Origin of the sequence: Desulfatitalea tepidiphila (genome assembly GCF_001293685.1) — a bacterium.
Lineage (GTDB): Bacteria > Desulfobacterota > Desulfobacteria > Desulfobacterales > Desulfosarcinaceae > Desulfatitalea > Desulfatitalea tepidiphila.
Window position 1 is genome coordinate 2,575,837 of record NZ_BCAG01000003.1, and the last position, 18,653, is coordinate 2,594,489.

11 protein-coding genes are annotated in these 18,653 nt (G+C 59.2%); 9 read left to right on the forward strand and 2 right to left on the reverse strand.

Features of this window, described 5'->3' with window-relative positions:
• Positions 1-2: 2 nt before the first annotated feature.
• The 9 genes from DFT_RS16020 to DFT_RS16060 all read left to right on the forward strand — a co-directional run bounded on the left by DFT_RS16020 (position 3) and on the right by DFT_RS16060 (position 14,124).
• Complete coding sequence (locus tag DFT_RS16020; RefSeq protein WP_054032152.1) at positions 3-3,182, forward strand: efflux RND transporter permease subunit; 3,180 nt, start codon at positions 3-5, stop codon at positions 3,180-3,182.
• A 1-nt stretch (position 3,183) separates the two neighbouring features.
• Positions 3,184-4,593, forward strand: a complete 1,410-nt coding sequence (locus DFT_RS16025) for an efflux transporter outer membrane subunit (RefSeq protein ID WP_054032153.1) — start codon at positions 3,184-3,186, stop codon at positions 4,591-4,593.
• Positions 4,594-4,606: 13 nt separating this feature from the next.
• Positions 4,607-5,839, forward strand: a complete 1,233-nt coding sequence (locus tag DFT_RS16030) for a phospholipase A (protein ID WP_054032154.1) — start codon at positions 4,607-4,609, stop codon at positions 5,837-5,839.
• Positions 5,840-5,968: 129 nt separating this feature from the next.
• Positions 5,969-6,820, forward strand: a complete 852-nt coding sequence (locus DFT_RS16035; protein WP_054032155.1) for a 3-hydroxyacyl-CoA dehydrogenase family protein — start codon at positions 5,969-5,971, stop codon at positions 6,818-6,820.
• A 67-nt stretch (positions 6,821-6,887) separates the two neighbouring features.
• Positions 6,888-8,213 (forward strand): PAS domain-containing protein, encoded by a 1,326-nt coding sequence (locus tag DFT_RS16040; RefSeq protein ID WP_054032156.1) that lies wholly within the window; start codon positions 6,888-6,890, stop codon positions 8,211-8,213.
• Between the two features lie 226 nt (positions 8,214-8,439).
• A complete protein-coding gene (locus tag DFT_RS27020; RefSeq protein ID WP_054032157.1) occupies positions 8,440-9,237 on the forward strand; it encodes a FadR/GntR family transcriptional regulator in 798 nt (265 codons plus the stop codon).
• A gap of 244 nt (positions 9,238-9,481) precedes the next feature.
• Positions 9,482-10,894, forward strand: coding sequence for a hypothetical protein (locus DFT_RS16050; protein WP_054032158.1), 1,413 nt, complete (start codon positions 9,482-9,484; stop codon positions 10,892-10,894).
• Between the two features lie 29 nt (positions 10,895-10,923).
• Positions 10,924-12,093 (forward strand): MBL fold metallo-hydrolase, encoded by a 1,170-nt coding sequence (locus tag DFT_RS16055; RefSeq protein ID WP_054032159.1) that lies wholly within the window; start codon positions 10,924-10,926, stop codon positions 12,091-12,093.
• Positions 12,094-12,189: 96 nt separating this feature from the next.
• On the forward strand, positions 12,190-14,124 hold the full coding sequence (locus tag DFT_RS16060) for a CobW family GTP-binding protein (protein ID WP_054032160.1): 1,935 nt from the start codon (positions 12,190-12,192) through the stop codon (positions 14,122-14,124).
• Here DFT_RS16060 and gdhA read toward each other — a convergent pair.
• Positions 14,109-15,458 (reverse strand): NADP-specific glutamate dehydrogenase, encoded by a 1,350-nt coding sequence (gene gdhA, locus DFT_RS16065; RefSeq protein ID WP_054032161.1) that lies wholly within the window; start codon positions 15,456-15,458, stop codon positions 14,109-14,111. The genes DFT_RS16060 and gdhA overlap by 16 nt on opposite strands.
• Before the next feature lie 17 nt (positions 15,459-15,475).
• Positions 15,476-18,448, reverse strand: coding sequence for a PEP/pyruvate-binding domain-containing protein (locus DFT_RS16070; RefSeq protein WP_054032162.1), 2,973 nt, complete (start codon positions 18,446-18,448; stop codon positions 15,476-15,478).
• Between the last annotated feature and the right edge of the window lie 205 nt (positions 18,449-18,653).

Below are 18,653 nucleotides of genomic sequence, written 5' to 3' on the forward strand. Positions count from 1 at the left end.
ACATGCTATCGAGATTCTTCCTGGATCGCCCGGTTTTTGCCTGGGTCATCGCCATCATCATGATGCTCGGCGGCGGACTGGCAATCTACAACCTGCCGATTTCCCAGTATCCGCCCATCGCCCCACCCTCCATTGCCATCGACGCCTTCTATCCGGGTGCCTCGGCCGAAACCGTGGAAAACAGCGTGATCCAGATCATCGAACAGAAGATGACCGGATTCGACAAACTGCTCTATATGACCGCCACCAGCGATGGATCGGGCGCCGGCCGCATCGAATTGACCTTTGCGCCCGGTACGGACCCGGACCTGGCCTGGTCCCAGGTCCAGAACAAGCTGCAACTGGCCATGTCCAGTCTGCCCGACGTGATCCAGCGCCAGGGTGTCAAGGTGAGCAAGTCCACCCGCAACTACCTGATGGTCATCGGCCTGATTTCAGAGGACGGCAGCATGAATGGCAACGATTTGCGGGACTATGCCCAATCCAACGTTGAGAAAGTCCTGGCGCGGGTGCCGGGCGTCGGTGAAGTGGAAAGCTTCGGCACCCAATATGCCATGCGCATCTGGCTCAACCCGGACAAACTGGTCGATTACAAGCTGACCATCGCAGACGTCATCGCAGGGCTGCAGGCCTATAATGTGGAGATTTCCGCGGGTCAATTCGGCGCGACCCCGGCCGTCAAGGGCCAGCGTTTGAACGCATCGATCATCGTTCAGAGCCTGCTCAAAACCCCTGAGGAGTTTGCCGCGATTCCGCTGCGCATCAACCTGGATGGCTCGATCGTGCGCGTGCGGGATGTGGCGCGAACGGAACTGGGCACCGAGCGCTATGACATCAATGCCCTGTTCAACGGCAAGGAGAACGCCGCCCTGGCCGTCCGCCAGGCCGCCGGCGCCAACGCGCTGGACACGGCCGACGCCATCCGGGTCAAAATGGCGGAGTTGTCCGAATACTTTCCGCCGGGTGTAAAGGTCATCTATCCCTATGACACCACTCCCTTCGTCAAGGTCGCCATCAAAGAGGTGGTCAAGACCCTCTTCGAAGCGATCCTGCTGGTGTTTCTGGTGATGTACCTCTTTCTGGGCAATATCCGCGCCACGCTGATCCCCACCCTGGCCGTGCCCGTGGTCATCCTGGGCACCTTCGCCGTGTTGGGTTTTTTCGGATTCTCCATCAACATGCTGACCATGTTCGCCATGGTTCTGGCCATCGGCCTGCTGGTGGACGACGCCATCGTCGTGGTGGAGAACGTGGAGCGGGTCATGCACGAAGAGGGGCTATCGCCCAGGGAAGCGACGCGCAAGTCCATGGACGAGATTACCAGCGCCCTGATCGGCATCGGCCTGGTGCTCTCTGCGGTGTTTGGTCCCATGGCCTTCTTCGGTGGCTCCACGGGCGTGATCTACCGCCAGTTTTCGGTGACCGTCATCGCGGCCATGCTGCTTTCGGTTCTGGTGGCCCTCATCTTGACCCCGGTATTGTGTGCCTCCCTGCTCAAAGCGCCGTCCGACGACAAAAACCCCCTGGCCAGAAGATTCTATCTCTTCAACTATTTTTTCTACCGCTTCAACCACCTGTTCGGCCTGGCCCGGGAGCGTTACCTGGCCGCCGTCGAGCGAATCCTCGGCCGAAGGCTGCGCTACCTGGTGGTTTACGTCCTGATCGTGGCGGTGCTGGCATTCCTGTTCCAGCGCATGCCCACCGCCTATCTGCCGGACGAAGACCAGGGGCTCATGTTTGTCCAGGCCCAGCTGCCGTCGGGCTCCACCGAGGAGCAGACCGAAGCCGTGATGGCCGAAGTCCGCGACTATTTGTTAAATGAGGAGAGCGATGTCGTCGCCACGGTGATGACCCTCTCCGGCCGGAGCTTTGCCGGGAACGGGCAGAACATGGGGCTGGGCTGGATCCGGCTCAAGGACTGGGAACTGCGCGAACGGCCGGAACTGAAAGTCAAAGCCCTGGCCAATCGATCGATGGCGCGCTTCGCCCAGATCCGCAACGCCAGGGTGTTTGCCTTCGCCCCGCCGGCGGTCACGGAGCTGGGCACCGCGGTCGGCTTCGATTTTCAACTGCAGGATCGCGGCGGGTTGGGACACGATAAATTGATGCAAGCCCGCAACCAGCTGCTCGGCATGGCCGCCCAGGATGACCGGCTCACCCGCGTGCGCCCCAACGGCATGGAAGATGTGGCCCAATACCGCATCGATGTGGACTGGGAAAAAGCGGGAGCCTTGGGGGTGCCCATCGACAGCATCCACAACACCCTCTCGGCGGCTTTCGGCAGCGCCTACGTCAACGACTTCATTCAGGGTGGACGAGTCAAGCGGGTCTATGTGCAGGCCGATGCACCCCATCGCATGCTGCCCAACGATCTGGAACGGCTCTATGTGCGCAACCGCGCCGGCGACATGACCCCTTTCACCGCCTTCGCCAGCGGATACTGGGCCTATGGATCGCCCAAACTCGAACGTTTCAATGCCTTTCCCTCCATGAACATCCAGGGCGAGGCGCCGCCGGGCAGAAGCACGGGTGAAGCCATGCAGGCCATGGAGGAGATTACGGCCAAGTTGCCCGAGGGCATTGGATTCGACTGGAGCGGCCTCTCTTATCAGGAGCGCATGGCCACATCCCAGACCGGCCTGCTCTATGCCTTTTCCATGATCGTGATTTTTCTCTGCCTGGCCGCCCTCTACGAAAGCTGGACCGTACCGATTTCGATCATGATGGCCCTGCCCCTGGGCGTGATAGGCGGCGTAGCGGCCTCCATGCTGCGGGGTTTTCCCAACGACGTCTATTTTCAGATCGGCCTGCTCACCGTGCTCGGACTGACCACCAAGAACGCCATTTTGATCGTTCAGTTCGCCATGGGCAAAATCAAGGAGGGGATGGGACTGATAGAAGCCACCCTGGAAGGCGCCAAGTTGAGGTTGCGCCCCATCGTCATGACCTCGCTGGCCTTCGGTTTCGGCGTACTGCCCCTGGCACTGGCCAGCGGCGCGGGCGCCGGGGCACAGACCGCCATCGGCACCGGGGTGCTCGGCGGCATGATCACCTCCACCTTCCTGGCGATCTTTTTCATTCCCCTCTTTTACGTGGTGGTGGTACGCCTGTTCCAAGGCAAAAAGGCAGACCGGTCCGGGGAAAACGCCTCGAAGACCGTGATGCCTGTGGAGGGACATTGATATGAACATCAAGATGGTTTCCATGGGGTGCGCGCTGGTCCTGCTCGTCACCGGCTGCACCATGATCCCTGAATATTCGCGACCGGACGCCCCGATCCCCGAGCAGTGGCCCCAGGGTCCGGCGTATCAAGAAGCACAAGACACCCTCGGAGCGCCCCTGCCGGCGGAATTGCACTGGCGCGACTATTATGCCGATGAAGGCCTTCGGCAGATCATCGACCTGGCCCTGGAGAACAACCGTGACCTGCGCCTGGCCGCCTTGAATGTGGAACGCGCCCGGGCTTACTACCGCATCCAACGCGCCGAACTGCTGCCCAGTGTCAACGCCACCGGCTCCGCCTACAAAGAGCGCATACCGGCCGATCTCTCAAGTACCGGCCAAAGAATGACCGCCGAGGAGTACCGTGCCGACATCGGCATCAGCGCCTGGGAACTGGACTTCTTCGGCCGTATCCGCAGCCTGAGCCAAAGCGCTTTGGAGGAGTTCTTCGCCACCGAACAGGCCCGCCGCAGTGCACGGATCCTGCTGGTGTCGGAAGTGGCCAATGCCTACCTGACCCTTGCCGCGGACCGCGAAAATCTAGAACTGGCCCAAGCGACCCTCGCCTCCCAGCAGGGGGCCTACGACCTGATCCGGCGCAGGTTCGAAGTCGGCCTGGTCCCTGAACTGGATCTGCGCCAGGTGCAAACGCGCGTGGATGCGGCCCGGGTGGACCTCTACCGCTTCATCGAACTGGTGGCACGGGATGAGAACGCCCTGAACCTGCTGGTCGGGTCGACTGTTCCGCCCGACCTGTCTCCCCCCGCGCTGAGCGGCCTGACGCCGATGCGCCCGCTGTCACCCGGCACGTCCTCCGAAGTGCTGCTTACCCGCCCGGACATTCTCCAGGCCGAGAATCTGCTCAAAGCAGCCAACGCCAACATCGGGGCGGCCCGGGCCGCATTGTTTCCGCGCATCACCCTGACGACCTCGGTCGGCACGGCCAGCAGCGAACTGTCCGGCCTGTTCGAATCCGGGTCGGGCACCTGGATGTTCTCTCCGCGCATCGTCCTGCCGATCTTCGATCCACGTACATGGGCCGCACTGACCGTCACCCAGGTGGAGCGGGAGATGGCTGTGACGCGGTACGAGGGTGCCGTTCAATCGGCTTTCCGGGAGGTCGCCGACACCCTGGCCCAGGCGGGTACGCTCGAAGATCGTCTGAAGGCCCAGCAATCCCTGCTGGAAGCCACCGAGGCCACTTACCGGATCTCCAACCTCCGCTATGAAAAAGGCACCGATATTTACCTCGGCGTGCTGGACGCCCAACGCTCGCTCTACGCCGCGCAGCAGGGGCTCATCACTACCCGTCTGACCCAGTTCGCCAACCAGGTGCGTCTTTACGCGGTCTTAGGGGGCGGCGCAGAATAGAAAGGGAACGATGATGGGCAAATTTCGTCAATGCGCATTGGCCCAGGTAGTGGTGGTGGCGTTGATGGTCGCCTCCACCGCCTGGGCAGGAGATCCGGAACTCGTGCTGTCCACATCCCACGAAGAGATTCATGCCGGCGACACGGTGATCCTGGATCTCTACCTGCACAACCCGACGGATACGGCCATCGTCCAGAAACTACCATCCTCATTGCCGTGCACCGTCCAATGGGGAGACACGGAAGCCAGTTGCGAAGCCCGTCGGGTAGAGGAACCAACCGCGTACGGCGAGAAAATTCCGGCACGGGGCTATGCCAAATGGCAATATGCTGTCGCGATCCCGACCGATGCCCGGGAAACGATTCGCCTGCGGCTGCGTACCCTGTCCGCAGCAGCGCTCCTCCTGCCAGTGTCCGCGACTCCCGCAGACGCCTCGGCACCCGAGGATGTCTCGCCCCTTGCAGACGCATCAACCCCGGTTGCACCGACCTCCCTCGACAATGGCGACGCGCTGGTTCAGTCGTACCTGGAGAACTTGTCCGTTCACAGGCCCATGTACTTCCTGCTGGGGGTGGATCCCGGGTTGGACCAAACCAAATTTCAATTCAGTTTCAAGTACCGGCTCTTCAATCCCAAGGGTTATCTTGCGGAAGTCGCCCCATGGATGTCCGGTTTTCACATCGCCTATACCCAGCGTTCCATATGGGATTTGAAAGACGACTCCAAACCGTTTGAAGATACGAGCTACATGCCGGAACTCTTCTACGAAATTTCCAATATCGACCTGAACATCAAACGCATCACCACGTTCGGCATTCAGGGTGGGTACGAACACGAATCCAATGGCAAGAGCGGCGACGACTCCCGCAGCACCAACTACCTCTACCTGAGACCCGTCCTGGGAATCCATCTGGTAGACACCTTCTACCTCAAGGTGGCGCCCAAAATTTTCACCTATGTCAACAATTCCGAAAATACCAATGACGACATCATGGATTACCGCGGCTATTTCGATCTGGAGGTCGGCATCGTGGACACGGAGGGCCTGGCGTTGAACTCCCATCTGTGGTGGGCGGACGAAGGGGCCACGGTGCAATTGGACCTGACCTATCCCATGTCCCGGCTGCTGGCCCAAAGCGTGAATCTCTATCTGCATGCCCAATATTTCAGCGGATATGCGGAAACCTTGCTGCACTACAACGAACGCCATGACGCCTTTCGGCTGGGCTTTTCCATCGTGCGGTAGGCCATCTGCAAAAAGAGACCCGAATTCCACCGAGTCATTGAAACCGGGCGCCATATCCATTATAGGTCAATACGACCGAATGCCTGATCCGAGGGTTGCTTTTAAAATCCAACAGCAAAGGAGTGCATCATGGAGATCAAGAGAATCGGCGTGGCTGGATTTGGCCTGATGGGCGGTGGCATCGCCCAGGTAGCGGCCCAGGCCGGTTACCAGGTGAACGTACTGGAGGCATCCGACGTGTTTATCGAAAAGGGTTATGCAGCCTTGGACGCCAACCTGGCCAAGTCTGTCCATAAGGGCAAAATGTCCCAGGCCGATGCAGACGGTTTGCGAAACCGTGTCATCGGCACCACCTCGGTCAAAGATCTGTCCGGGTGCGACGTCGTTATAGAAGCCATTATCGAAAATCTCGACATCAAGCGCAAGCTGTTCGCCGAACTGGACGCGCTCTGTCCACCTCACACCCTATTTGCTTCCAACACCTCATCGCTCCAGATTATCGAGATTGCCACCGCCACCAAGCGCGCCGACCGCTTCGTGGGCATGCATTTTTTCAACCCTGTGCCGGTCATGAAGCTCGTGGAAGTGATCAGCACCATTCAATCCAGCCCGGAAGCGGCCCGTATCGCCACTGAGCTGGCCACCGCCATGGGCAAGACGGCCATTCAGGCCAAAGACCGGGCCGGATTCGTGGTCAACCTCCTGCTGGTGCCCTATCTGCTCGATGCCATTCGCGCTTTCGAAAGCGGCCTGGCGACGCGTGAAGACATCGACACGGGCATGGTGCTCGGCTGCGGTCATCCCATGGGGCCGTTGACCCTGCTGGACATGATCGGCCTGGATACCATCTATTCGATCACCGGGATCATGTTCGACGAATTCAAGGATCCCAAATATGCCGCCCCGCCCCTGCTCAAGCAGATGGTCAAGGCCGGCTTCTACGGCAGAAAGAGCGGCAAGGGGTTTTATGACTACCGCTGATCGCCGTTGGCCGTCTCGCAAAGGTTTCGAAATTCGCCCCTACCGGCTTAAGCATACGGAATTTTAAATGGTTCTACACCACGAAACCGTTCCCATCGGCCACCTGAGCACCGAGGAGTTGATCGATTTCATCAACGCCTTTCCGGCGCTGTTGTGGCGCATCGATCTGGTCAAAAACAAGATCGAGTATCTCAACGCCTATCGCATCGAAGGCCTGGGTGCCAACTCGGGCCTTCTGCTGCAAAACAGCGAACTGCGACGTGAAGTCGTGGTCGAAGAGGATATCTACCTCATCGAAGAATTCATGCAGAGCGTGCGCAAAGCGGAAACGGCGGCCACCCTGTTTCGGCTCAAGTCGGACGGCGGCCCCGCCCGCTGGATCAAGCTGACCGGCGTTTCCAACCCCAGAACCCCGCGCTACTACATCGGCTATATGCTCGAAGCCACCCAGACCGCCCACATCGTTCAGGCGATCAGCGAAAGCGATGCGGAACTGGAGGCCATGATCGAGCTAACGGAGACACCCGCCCTGCTCATCGATCCGCTTGAAAAAACCATTACCGCGCACAATGCCGCTGCCCGAGACACCTTTCAATACAAACCCGTTGAATTTAACGGCCTCGGCTTCTCGGAGATTTATGATCCAGATAGCGATCGGCTCGTGCAGCGCATTTACGAAGAGTTGACCTTCACCCGAAAATGGGAAGGCCGTCTGGTGTTCCGTCGCAAGAACCGCTCCGTCTTTTCCGGGGACGTCACCATGCGCCGGCTGTTTTTAAAGGGACGGCGTTTATACAGGGTGTCAATCCATGGCATCCACGTGAATGAACAGGGGGTGAATGGATCCAGCAACCTGTCCCAGGAGGCCACCCCGGCCCAGGAGGCCCTGCGGTTGCAAAGCCAGCGGCTCATCAAAAAAATCTCTCCAGTGAAAAACATCACCCACGCGCTGCAGATCATGCTGGACGATCAATGGGGAGAAAATCGCTTCGATGCCATCATCTTCTCGGATATCTACGCCAAAAAAAACCGCGTCGTGGTCTATACCGCCGGCGGGCCATTTAAATCACTTCCCCAGGGGGACACGTACGCCTACGAAGGCACCATTGCGGAGAACATCGATCGATTCAAGCTGGATTACCTGATCGTGGAGAACACCTTTGCCAGCATCAAAGCGATCGACTGGGCCTTGTTTATTCCCCACGGCATTCGCTCCTATTTCGCCAAGCCGTTTTACGAGCGCCGCGTGATTCGGAGCGTGCTCATTCTCTGCTCTGAGCATAACAACTATTTTTCCGCGGCCCACCTGGACACGTACGCGCTCTATGATGCGCCTTTTCTCAAAGCTCTTAAGAATTGGCGCGCCGCTCAAAAAAAACGCAGCGCCTATTGAAACCATCACCCTCACTTGCCTGAGCGAGCCATTGACGAACGGGTGGTTTTCCCGCAACACATCCGCACCGCATCTTCCCGCATCGACATTCGACATCGATCCCAGTCTGAAAAGTTTTTTGGTTCTACCAATTATTGTATTTTTTCATGTTTTTTTAATTTGGATCAAATTTTTGTTGATTTTCAGAATCGAGATCCGCTATCGGTAATACCAATGAGGATAAAAAATGCAAAATGAGCCTGAATCCAACAAAGAACAATTAGCGTACCAGCGCATCATGCAGCTGATTCATGAAGACGCCTACCCGGTCGGGTCGCGACTGCCATCCGAAAGGCGCCTGGCCGAAAAGCTGGGCACGAGTCGGAACACGCTGCGTGGCGCCATGCGTCAACTCCAGGCCCATGGCGTGGTGGAGATCCGATCGGGCAGCGGCAATTATGTCATCAGCAAGGAGATCCCCCTGCCGCTCGTTTCCCAGATGTCCGATGCGCAGCACAGGGCCTCTCTTGGAGAGGTGATGGAAGTCCGCTTTCTGGTAGAACCGGTCATCGGGATGCACGCCGCGGAAATGGCCACCCCTGCCGATATCGAAGGACTCGAGGCGTGCCTCATGCGCATGAGTCGTGCGAGCATCGATAACATCCATGAGCAAATGATCCGCGAAGACAAGCACTTCCGCAAACTCCTGGCCCAAGGCGGCAAAAACCGCCTGATGGTATTGCTGCACGAAGGCATTGCCAGCCAGGAGAACGCCACGATTCTGGGACGGCAACTGCCCGAAAATGACAAGGCCTCGCTCTTTGCCGGTTACGTCGGCATCTTTAATGCCGTGCAACACAGGCAAACCGAGCAAACCTGCAAGGGCATCCGGAACCACATTCTGCGTCAATGCCGACTGATGATGGCGCGTGAATCCGTCGAGATGCCCGCCACCATCGTCGATGCCCTGCGTCACATGAAACGGAATCCCAATGATGATGAAGAAAAACAGGACGCCGAGGCAGCGGCCGGCAGCCGCTTGTAGCCACGAGCAGGTACCGCTTCGCCGCCTCCCCATCGATGATAGAATCCCACCGCCGATCCTGCCCTCGGATGATCCCTTCTCAAAAGCAAATACCATTTTAACACAGCGCCTGCGCACGAACCCGGCGCAGGGCTTTTTCTTGAACAAGCCAACTGGAAAGGAGGTAGAGTCGCCAATTTCTGACTGTTTGGATTCATTTGTCTCTGTGGGCAAACACGTGACCGACTAACAAAGGAGTGAAACTATGGAAGGGCAAGCCGTCAATTACTTGGAAAGCCGCCGGCTGGTAAAACGCTGGAAGGGCCCTGTTCCGGCCCTGGTCAGCCTGGTGTTGACCCTGGCGGTATTTTATCTGACCTGGTGGATCTTTCAGGACCCACGGGGCCTCATGCGGATGTACACACCTTACGTGGGCTACATGTACACCCGCTGGTGGCTGATCGTGCTGATCTGGATGGTCTATCTGTTCAACTACTGGCCGTTCAAGCAGTCGTGGGTTCAAAACACCCATCCCCTGATGAAGGGTGCCATCTTAACCGCAGTGTCGGTAGCCGTCCTGCTGATCCTGATCAAGGTCTTTTTCGAAGGCATCCTGGGAAACTATGGCCTGGCCTACTTCAACCCCGAGCGGCTGACCCGCTTGCCCGGGGTGACGGAGTTTTTCGCCATCGAATATGCGGCACTGGCCTGCCTGATGTTCGCCGCCATTGCGTCGTGGCTCAGCCCGGCCTGGGTGGTGGCCTGCGAAGAGACCCCCTGGCAAGGGCTCAAACAGCCGGCCAAGGGCGTCAGCATGCTGGTAATGACTTTTTTCCTCAGCACCATCGTCTACTTCGTCACCATGCATTCCCACATGGCGATTCTCTACTATCCCTGGCAGGAGTTCACCGGCATCACGCCGCCCTACTGGGAAAAATTCGCCGATACCGTGTCGGGCAACTTTCACGTCTCCTGGATCATGTGCTGCACGGTCACCGTATGGTTGGTGGAGACCATCTGGGAGCGCTTCCCCTTCAAACTCATCCGCACCCCGTGGCGGCGACGGCTGACGGCCTTTTTCGGCATCATCGCCATTGCGCTGGCCATGCACTTCTTCCTCTATTTTGTGCAGGAACTGACCTATGGCCAGGCCATTCGCGGCACGCGACGCGACTTTGCCCCGGATTGGCGTTGGCTGCATGTGGGTGAAATGGCGGTCTTTTTCCTGGTACCGGCCCTGTTCCTGAATTTCTACTGCGAAAACTGGCCCAAGAAGTTCAGTATGCCGGTCAATGTGTTGGTCCGCACCGTGATCACCATCGTTGCCGCCATCCTGCTCTACATCGCCTACTACGCCACGTCGCACCTGTTCCTGGGCACCCAAAAAGGCTTTTCACACCCTCAGCAGTTCCCCATGATTCCCACCATCTGGCTGATCAACATCTGGCTGGTGCATCACTGGTTCATGGATAACTGGCCGGCCTGGAAAGCGGTTCCCAAGACAGTGGCGGAGATGGACGCCGACCATGCCGCCGAAGAGGCGCTCGTGGAAGAGCAACGCTGGTCCCCCTCCCTTGGTTGGGGATTGGGCGGCGGCGCCCTGGCGGGTGTGGCCCTGTACTTTATCGCCGTATTTCTGCTGCCGGTTTTCTATCGAGCCATCGACATCATACCCTAACGCATAAGTCGCAACCAAAGGAGACCACCATGTCAGATAAAACCAATACCGTCAGCCGGCGTGATTTCTTCAAGGGGGCCGCCATGGGCGTCATGGGCGGCATGCTGGCGAGCATGGGCATCTACTCCTACTCGCCCTGGCGCAAAAGCCATTTTCCTGAAGTTCAGCGCAAACTGGCCGACATCGGCGCCTGCAAAAGCATCAAGGTCACCAATATCAGTGAAACCAGCTGGTTCAGCAATGCCGACCTGATGGGCGACATCAAAGGGGCCGGCGGCCTTCTGGTCAATCAGTATGACTACAACTGGGCGCCGTTCGGCGACGGCACCGGCCTGGGCAAAGGCTCCTATGAAAAGGGCATCGCCAAGATCAAGCACCTGTTGCCCGACCGCCTCGACGAGGCATGGGAGATTGCCGAAAAGCTGTCGGTCCATCCCGAAAATGCCGGCGGTTATGCCGCCCTGATCGAAGTGGAGGCCCTGGACGGCCAGAAAACCAAATACCTGCTCGACAGCGGCTGGTCCTACAAATGGACCGATGAGTGTTTTCGGCGCGAGGGTATCGATCAAATGCTCCGGAATCGTGAAATCAAGGCCCTGTTCATTTCCCACGAGCATTTCGACCACTACTGGGGGTTGCCGGTCACCCTCAAATACGACCCGACCATTCCGATTTACATTCCGGAGGGTTTCTATAAGGAAGGCATGCAGTACCTGAAAGACTCAGGGCACCAAGGCCCCCTGCACGTGGTCAAACCCGGCCTGAACAAGATGGTGCCCGGATTCGCCAGCTACGTGTTTGCCATCCCGATCATCTGCCGGGTATACGGCGAACAGTCGCTCTACTTCAACATCAAGGACAAGGGTCTGGTCAGTGTCACCGGATGCTGCCATCAGAGCATCATCCAGTTCGCCGAAACCGCTTACCAGGAGATCAAGTACGACAACGACAATCTCCACGGCATATATGGCGGGCTGCACATTTCACCGTTTGAAGACTGGGACCCCAAATACGACGACCTGGTGATCTCCCTGGGCAAATACGGCTTCGAAAAAATCGGCTGCAACCACTGCACCGGTATCGTATGCGCCAAGAAGTTCATCTCCGCCGGCTATCCGGTCGTCAAGGGTACGGCCCGTTTCCGATCCAAGGATACGGCCTACCTGGGCAACGGCGATACCATCTCTTTCGGCGTCTAACCTCCCGCTGAATGATGCAGGCCGGGCCCTCCGGGACCCGGCCTGCTGAACCAGACAAAGAAGCTGAACGTTTTGACCACGAACCCGACACACCCAATGGACCGAACACACCGAACAGACCCGACAAAGCCGGCGACGCCGGCCCAGACCCTTCACACGCTTTACCCCGGCGACCTTTTCGAACGGCCGGACGACACCCTGCGGGCCATCCTGAGGACCATCGTGGTGCGCACCAACTTCATCCCGGCCGTACGCCATCGCATCGGCTGGCGCGGGCTGAACCACTGCACCACCACCCGGGACGCGTGGACTGCCAAAATCGCCGATTGGCAAGGGGTTTTCGGCATGCTCTGGGAAGGGTCGGCGTCATCTTCCGATCGCCTGACCGGTCTCTTCCAATTGAATTACTTCCCGGCACCGGACGAAGAACTGGTGGAAGACTGCTCACTGAGGGCTGCAGCCTGGACCCAACGGGAAGACTATTTAACCCTGGTCCGGCGGTTTGCCGAGTTGGATGAATTGCGGGACCTTTTTTACATCGGCGACCTTCAACTGACACTGGACCGATCCAGCCTGGCCCTGGGACTCAACCTGCGATCCGACACATGGCTGGCCAGTCGCGCTGAAGACGGCGTCCGAGCCGAAGTGAACGGCGAAGCCATCACCCTTGTGGCGCCCGGCGGTTGGGATCAGCATCTGCCGGCCTTTAAACTGGCGCGTTCGTTTTATGAAGTCCTCGGGGCCTCGGCCGCCTTTTGCCTGGAAACCTCTCCCTCCTATTTCTGCCACCGGCGAAGGGCGGGCCAGATCGTCCGCTACTGGTCCGACGGCCGCCAGTTGCAGCAACCCGATGACACGACGGAGAAGCACGAATGCCGACTGGCATTCTTCTCCCCCGAATCTGCATCAGGATCACCGGCCGACCTTCAACCGGGTGACGTCGCCGTCACCTGGCAGCCGGATCAGCCATTGCCCACCGAATGGCAGTCCGCTCCATGGTGGCAGTCCCATATGATCGGTGATTTCAAGAGCCTGGACAAACAGCTGCTGGGGATCGACGACCGGCCGGCACTCATCGTGCTCACCGGCTTTCTCGGATCGGGCAAGACCACGTTTCTGGAAAACTTCGTGGCCTACCAGGTTCAGCGCGATCGGTTCGTGGCCGTGGTGCAGAATGAAATCGGGGAGACCGGCCTGGACGGCAAACTACTGGGCAGCGACAACCTGATGGTGACCGAGATCGACGAAGGATGCGTCTGCTGCACGCTCAGCGGCCGGCTCAAACCGGCCTTGCACCAATTGTGCAGCAATTTCAGGCCGGATTTCATCGTCCTGGAAACCACCGGCCTGGCCAATCCCATGAACTTCATGGAAGAGCTGATCACGCTTTCCGACCTGGTCCGCATCGATTCGGTCACGACGGTGGTGGACGGCCCGTCTTATCTGGAGAACCGGGTGGCCGCCGACATCATCGCCGATCAAATCAAATCCGCCGACATTCTCCTGTTGAACAAAATCGACCTTCTCTCTTCCGCACAGGTGACGGATGTCACCGCACAGCTTCGGCGACAAAACCCGCACGCGGCGATCACCCCTGCGATCCGTGGAGAAGTCAACCCGGCACTGCTTTACAGCCTCGACCCCCGGGAGGTGCCGCCCACCGTTGGTATTCACCATGAAACCAGTGCCCACCACAATCATCTGGACGACCAGATTCGAAGCTGTAAAATCACCTTTGCCGCCCCTTTGAATCGTGACCGGTTTGTGCACGCCATCGAAAACCGATTGCCCAAGAGCATCCTGCGCGTCAAAGGCATCGTCTTTTTCAGCGATGCGACGGGTCCCATGGTGGTGCAATACGTGGCCGGACGGTATGAGATATCCAGCTTTCCGGACCGCTGGGATGACCCCGGTTTTCTGATCTGCATCGGCCAGCAGATCTTGGAAGAACGATTGGACCGGCTTTTTCAGAAGTGCGCGTCGCCCTCGTCACCGGACGAAAACGACACGCGACCCTACACCAGCCCCTGATCCAGCATGGCATCCACCACCTTGATGAAACCGGCGACATTGGCACCCACCAGGTAGTTGCCCGGCGATCCATACCGCTCGGCGGCGGCCAGGCAGTTTTTGTGGATGTTTTTCATGATCATCTGCAGGCGCCCTTCCACCTCCTCCCGGGGCCAGTGCAGGCGCATGCTGTTCTGCGCCATTTCCAGCCCGGAAACCGCTACTCCTCCGGCATTGGCGGCCTTGCCCGGCGCATACAGTACGCCGGCATCCAGGAAGTGGTCGATGCCTTCCGGTGTGGTGGGCATGTTGGCCCCCTCGACCACCAGCCGGACGCCGCCCGCAACGAGATGGCGGGCGTCCTCGCCGTTGATTTCGTTCTCCGTGGCGCAGGGAAAAGCGCAATCGGCGGCGTGCTCCCAGAGCGGATTGCTGCTGCGCGTCGGGTCCACCGGGGTAAAGACCGTTCCCGGATAGGCATCGGCATATTCCTGGATGCGGCCGCGCTGCACGTTTTTCAATCGCATGACGAAAGCCAGTTTCTGAGCATCGATACCCGCTTCGTCGCAAATATGGCCGGAAGAGTCGGAGAGGGTCACCACCCTGGCACCCCGATCGATGAGTTTTTCGACCGTGTACTGGGCCACATTGCCCGAACCGGAGACGAGACAAGTCTTACCCGCCAACGCATCTCCCCCGACAGCGAGCATCTCGGCGGCAAAATGGACGCAGCCATAGCCGGTGGCTTCCGGCCGGATCAGGCTGCCGCCCCAGTTGAGACTCTTGCCGGTCAACACCCCGGTGAACTCGTTGCGCAGACGTTTGTACATGCCGAACAGGAATCCGATCTCCCGGGCGCCCACCCCGATATCGCCGGCCGGCACGTCGGTATCCGGGCCGATGTGGCGGTAGAGCTCGGTCATGAAGCTCTGGCAGAAGCGCATCACTTCGTTGTCCGTCTTGCCTTTGGGATCGAAATCCGCTCCCCCCTTGCCGCCGCCCAGGGGCAGCGATGTGAGCGCATTCTTGAACGTCTGCTCGAATGCCAGAAACTTGAGGATGGAAAGGTTGACCGAGGGGTGAAAGCGCAATCCCCCTTTATAAGGACCGATGGCGCTGTTCATCTCGATGCGAAACCCGCGGTTGACCTGGGGTTCACCGCGGTCGTCCATCCAGGGCACGCGGAACATGATGATCCGCTCGGGCTCCACGAGCCGTTCGAGGACTTTCTGATGGCGATATTCCGGATGGGCGTCGAGCGCCGGCCGCACGGTCTCCACGACCTCTGCCACGGCCTGGTGAAACTCTTTCTGCTCCGGGTCCCTGGCCTTTATCTTCTCCATGATGGTTTGCATGGGTCCTTCCTCCTGTCTCAGGTATTGAGCCGACTCGATCCCTCCGCCGCGATCATGACCCCTGTGGCCGGCCGGCCATCGATCTTGATCACCAGTGCGTGCTCGAGGACCGCATGCCGAACGTAATATCCCTCATGGACCGGCGGCAGGCCTTGCAGCCAGTCCCAGTCCACACAGCCGGAATCGTTGCCCGACACGGTGAAATGGCCGACGCCCAGGGTGGTGAGATTATGAAAGAAATGGCTGCCCTGGGAAGGGTCGGCGTTGAGACGGGCGTTCCGGGTCTCCACCATGACAGCCACCCCCGAAATATCCTTCCAGGCCACGGGAATGCCCAGCCAGCGGTCGGCCGATCCCCAGCGCCCGGGACCGATGAGAACGTAACGACGTCCCTGCTCGTTCAGGATCTGGTTGAAGCGGGAAATCTCTTCGGCCATGGCCGGCATGCGGGCCGGATCGAAGGCGTCGGGCTTGACGAACACGATATCCCGGATCTCCCGCACCAGGCCGTTGCCCAGAGCCTGACGGGAGACACAGAAAGCGCGTCGTTGGTCTTGAGCCGTGATTTGGACCGCCATGCGCTGCTCGTGCCGGGCCATAGGCCGAATCTGCAGCAGAGCGAAGGTATAACGCCCGCCGCGGGAGCGAGGCAGATCCACGGCAAATTCCATCTCCACCGGGCAGCCCATGCCGTGCCGCCCCATCTCCAAGAGGTCGGCCACGATGTCGGCCAGGGGAAACAGGCCGTGTTTCAGGATGCCCGCGAAGGTCACCAGCTTCTCGCCGGGGATGGCAGCTGTGTCGCGAATACGCTGGTCGGCCGCCACATAGGTACTGACCACTGCCTGCACGGCCGGGTGGGATGCCATGTCGTCCACGTTGAGACTTACGATCAGGTCGTCCGGGTCGATGTCCGGATCCAGGGCCCTGGCCATGTCCAAGGCGAAGAAACGCCGCTGGGCGTTGCGCAAGGCTTTGGGCAACGTATCGATCTGGGGCAGCAGTTGCGGATAGCGCGGTGAAAACTGAAGCGTGAGCCCTCCCTCCACCACTGTGCGCCCCAGTCCCAAGGCCACGTTGGCCAGCCCCTCGTCGGATTTCATATAGGAAACCGGGTAGAAATTGCAGGACTGGGCCACCCCCGATATGGCTGGATAGTAGTAATCGTCCCAACGGGAGCCCACCAGGGCCTGCAGCATGACCGCCATGCGATCTTCTTCGGTGCGGTACGGGGAGCGGCCTGCGAAGGCCCGCGGGGCCGCGAACCAGGTGGAGGCATAAACCCGCTGGATGGCCTTGACCGCCTGCGCCAGCCGCACGCCGGAGTCCGGGTGGACGTTGGGAATCATGATGGTATGGTAAACGCCGGCGCTGGGCTGGCCATGGGCGTCTTCCAGCAGTCCGGAGGAGCGTACGGCCAGGGGTGTGTCGACGGCCTCCAGAAAAGAGGCCAGTTTGGACTCGATCGCCTGGGGAAAAACGGCTCGGGTGAAAAGCGCCTCGATACGGTCGTCGGTCAGCCCTTCCAAATCGCCGAAACGCAGCTTGTTCTGGTCTAAAAAGCGCTCGAAGCCTTCGGTGCTGATCACCAAGGTCCGTGGAATGCCGATCTCGACATTGGGATAGTGTCGCTCCAGTTCGGGATGCTTCTCGAGCAAGGCGGACAAAAAGGCCAACCCACGCGCCTTGCCGCCCAGCGACCCGTGGCCGATTTTTACGAACTCGGCCGTCGAATCGTAGACCGGGTGGGCGAAATCCACGACGATTCCCCGCTGGCGCGCCTTGCGCCGGGCCGTGATCGCGTCGCGAATGTAGGTGCGGATATGGGATATCTTTTTGAAATCACTAACTTTGGCCCCGCGAAAGGTATGGGCCAGCTCGATCTCCATGCGCGCCATCATCCAGGTGGAAAAGTGCTCCCGTTGGGCGTGGTACGCGATGACGGCATCCGGAATCGCGGGCAGGATGCGAATCATATCCTGAAGCGTTGCGGCCCGCCCCACTTCTCGACCGTCGGGCATGCGGAAGACAAACTCTCCGAAGCCAAGGTTGCGGACGAAGAAATCGCGAATATCGTCGTGCAGGGAGGCCGAATTTTTATCGACGAAATGAACCTCCATGGATTCGGCCGGGAGGCGGTTGCCCGGCTCCGAGCTATAGAGCATCAGCGGCAGGAGTGGATTCACGGCCTTGATGGCGCGCAGCAGGGCCAGGCCCGCATCATCCGCAATGCGGCCGTTGCGCGGGAAGCGGGCATCGCACAGGACCGTCAGGATATAGGGTGCATAGCGCGCATAAAGCTTCTCCGCCTCCTCGTAGCTGCCGGCCACCAATATTTTGGGCCGAGCCCGCATGCGCAGGATACGATGGTCTTCATTGAGCGATTCATCCATGGCCGACTGGGTCTGACGCACGACCTCCTTGTAGATGAAAGGCAGAATCGAGGAGAGAAAAAGGGGTGAGTCTTCCACCAGGAGGATCACCCGCACGCCCGCGGCCTCGGTGTCGTTGGCTACATTCAAGCGATCTTCGGTGCTCTTGATCAGGGCCAGCAGCAGATCGGTGTTGCCCAACCAGACGAATTGTCGGTCGATCCAACTGCAGGTCCCATCGTGCGCCACCGTTGCCCGCGTCGCGGTTTCATGGGACAGGTAGTAGATCGGCATCTGGGGATGGCGGTCCTTGATCTCGGCACACAGACGCACAGACGCCACATCGTCCAGACGGGTCATGGTGATGACCAGGTCGTAGGGTTTGCTGGAAAGTGCCTCCAGGGCCTCCCGGCCGGATGAAACCCAGGTGATGCGCGGCGGGCGCGAGAGGTTCAATCCGCGGTACTCGTGAATGATGCGGCCGGCCAGCCGGCCGTCCTCCTCCATGATGTAGGCGTCATAAGGGCTGGAGACGAGCAGGACATCCTGAACCCGGTGGGCCATCAGTTCAAAAAACAGGCTAAAAGACTGCTCATGTTGGTCCTCTACACGCTCCATGGGGCCACCCGTTTCATTTTAAAAACCGGTTTGACATCAGGCTAAACAGGGTCTCACGGCTTGTCAATTAGAACTGGCCACGCCGTTTCTCCAGCAATTCTAACTGAATGCGATTCACCTTGAAGGGTGCGCCTTCCAAAAGTTTTTTGATAAGAAAATTCGCATCGCAACGGACATGGCAGACGTGGGTGGGGCAGGTGGCCAG

What these genes read in the sequence shown, in the direction of transcription:
- DFT_RS16020 (WP_054032152.1), top strand. Translation starts at nt 3, where the DNA reads ATGCTATCGAGATTCTTCCTGGATCGCCCGGTTTTTGCCTGGGTCATC.
- DFT_RS16025 (WP_054032153.1), top strand. Translation starts at nt 3,184, where the DNA reads ATGAACATCAAGATGGTTTCCATGGGGTGCGCGCTGGTCCTGCTCGTC.
- DFT_RS16030 (WP_054032154.1), top strand. Translation starts at nt 4,607, where the DNA reads ATGGGCAAATTTCGTCAATGCGCATTGGCCCAGGTAGTGGTGGTGGCG.
- DFT_RS16035 (WP_054032155.1), top strand. Translation starts at nt 5,969, where the DNA reads ATGGAGATCAAGAGAATCGGCGTGGCTGGATTTGGCCTGATGGGCGGT.
- DFT_RS16040 (WP_054032156.1), top strand. Translation starts at nt 6,888, where the DNA reads ATGGTTCTACACCACGAAACCGTTCCCATCGGCCACCTGAGCACCGAG.
- DFT_RS27020 (WP_054032157.1), top strand. Translation starts at nt 8,440, where the DNA reads ATGCAAAATGAGCCTGAATCCAACAAAGAACAATTAGCGTACCAGCGC.
- DFT_RS16050 (WP_054032158.1), top strand. Translation starts at nt 9,482, where the DNA reads ATGGAAGGGCAAGCCGTCAATTACTTGGAAAGCCGCCGGCTGGTAAAA.
- DFT_RS16055 (WP_054032159.1), top strand. Translation starts at nt 10,924, where the DNA reads ATGTCAGATAAAACCAATACCGTCAGCCGGCGTGATTTCTTCAAGGGG.
- DFT_RS16060 (WP_054032160.1), top strand. Translation starts at nt 12,190, where the DNA reads ATGGACCGAACACACCGAACAGACCCGACAAAGCCGGCGACGCCGGCC.
- gdhA (WP_054032161.1), bottom strand. Translation starts at nt 15,458, where the DNA reads ATGCAAACCATCATGGAGAAGATAAAGGCCAGGGACCCGGAGCAGAAA.
- DFT_RS16070 (WP_054032162.1), bottom strand. Translation starts at nt 18,448, where the DNA reads ATGGAGCGTGTAGAGGACCAACATGAGCAGTCTTTTAGCCTGTTTTTT.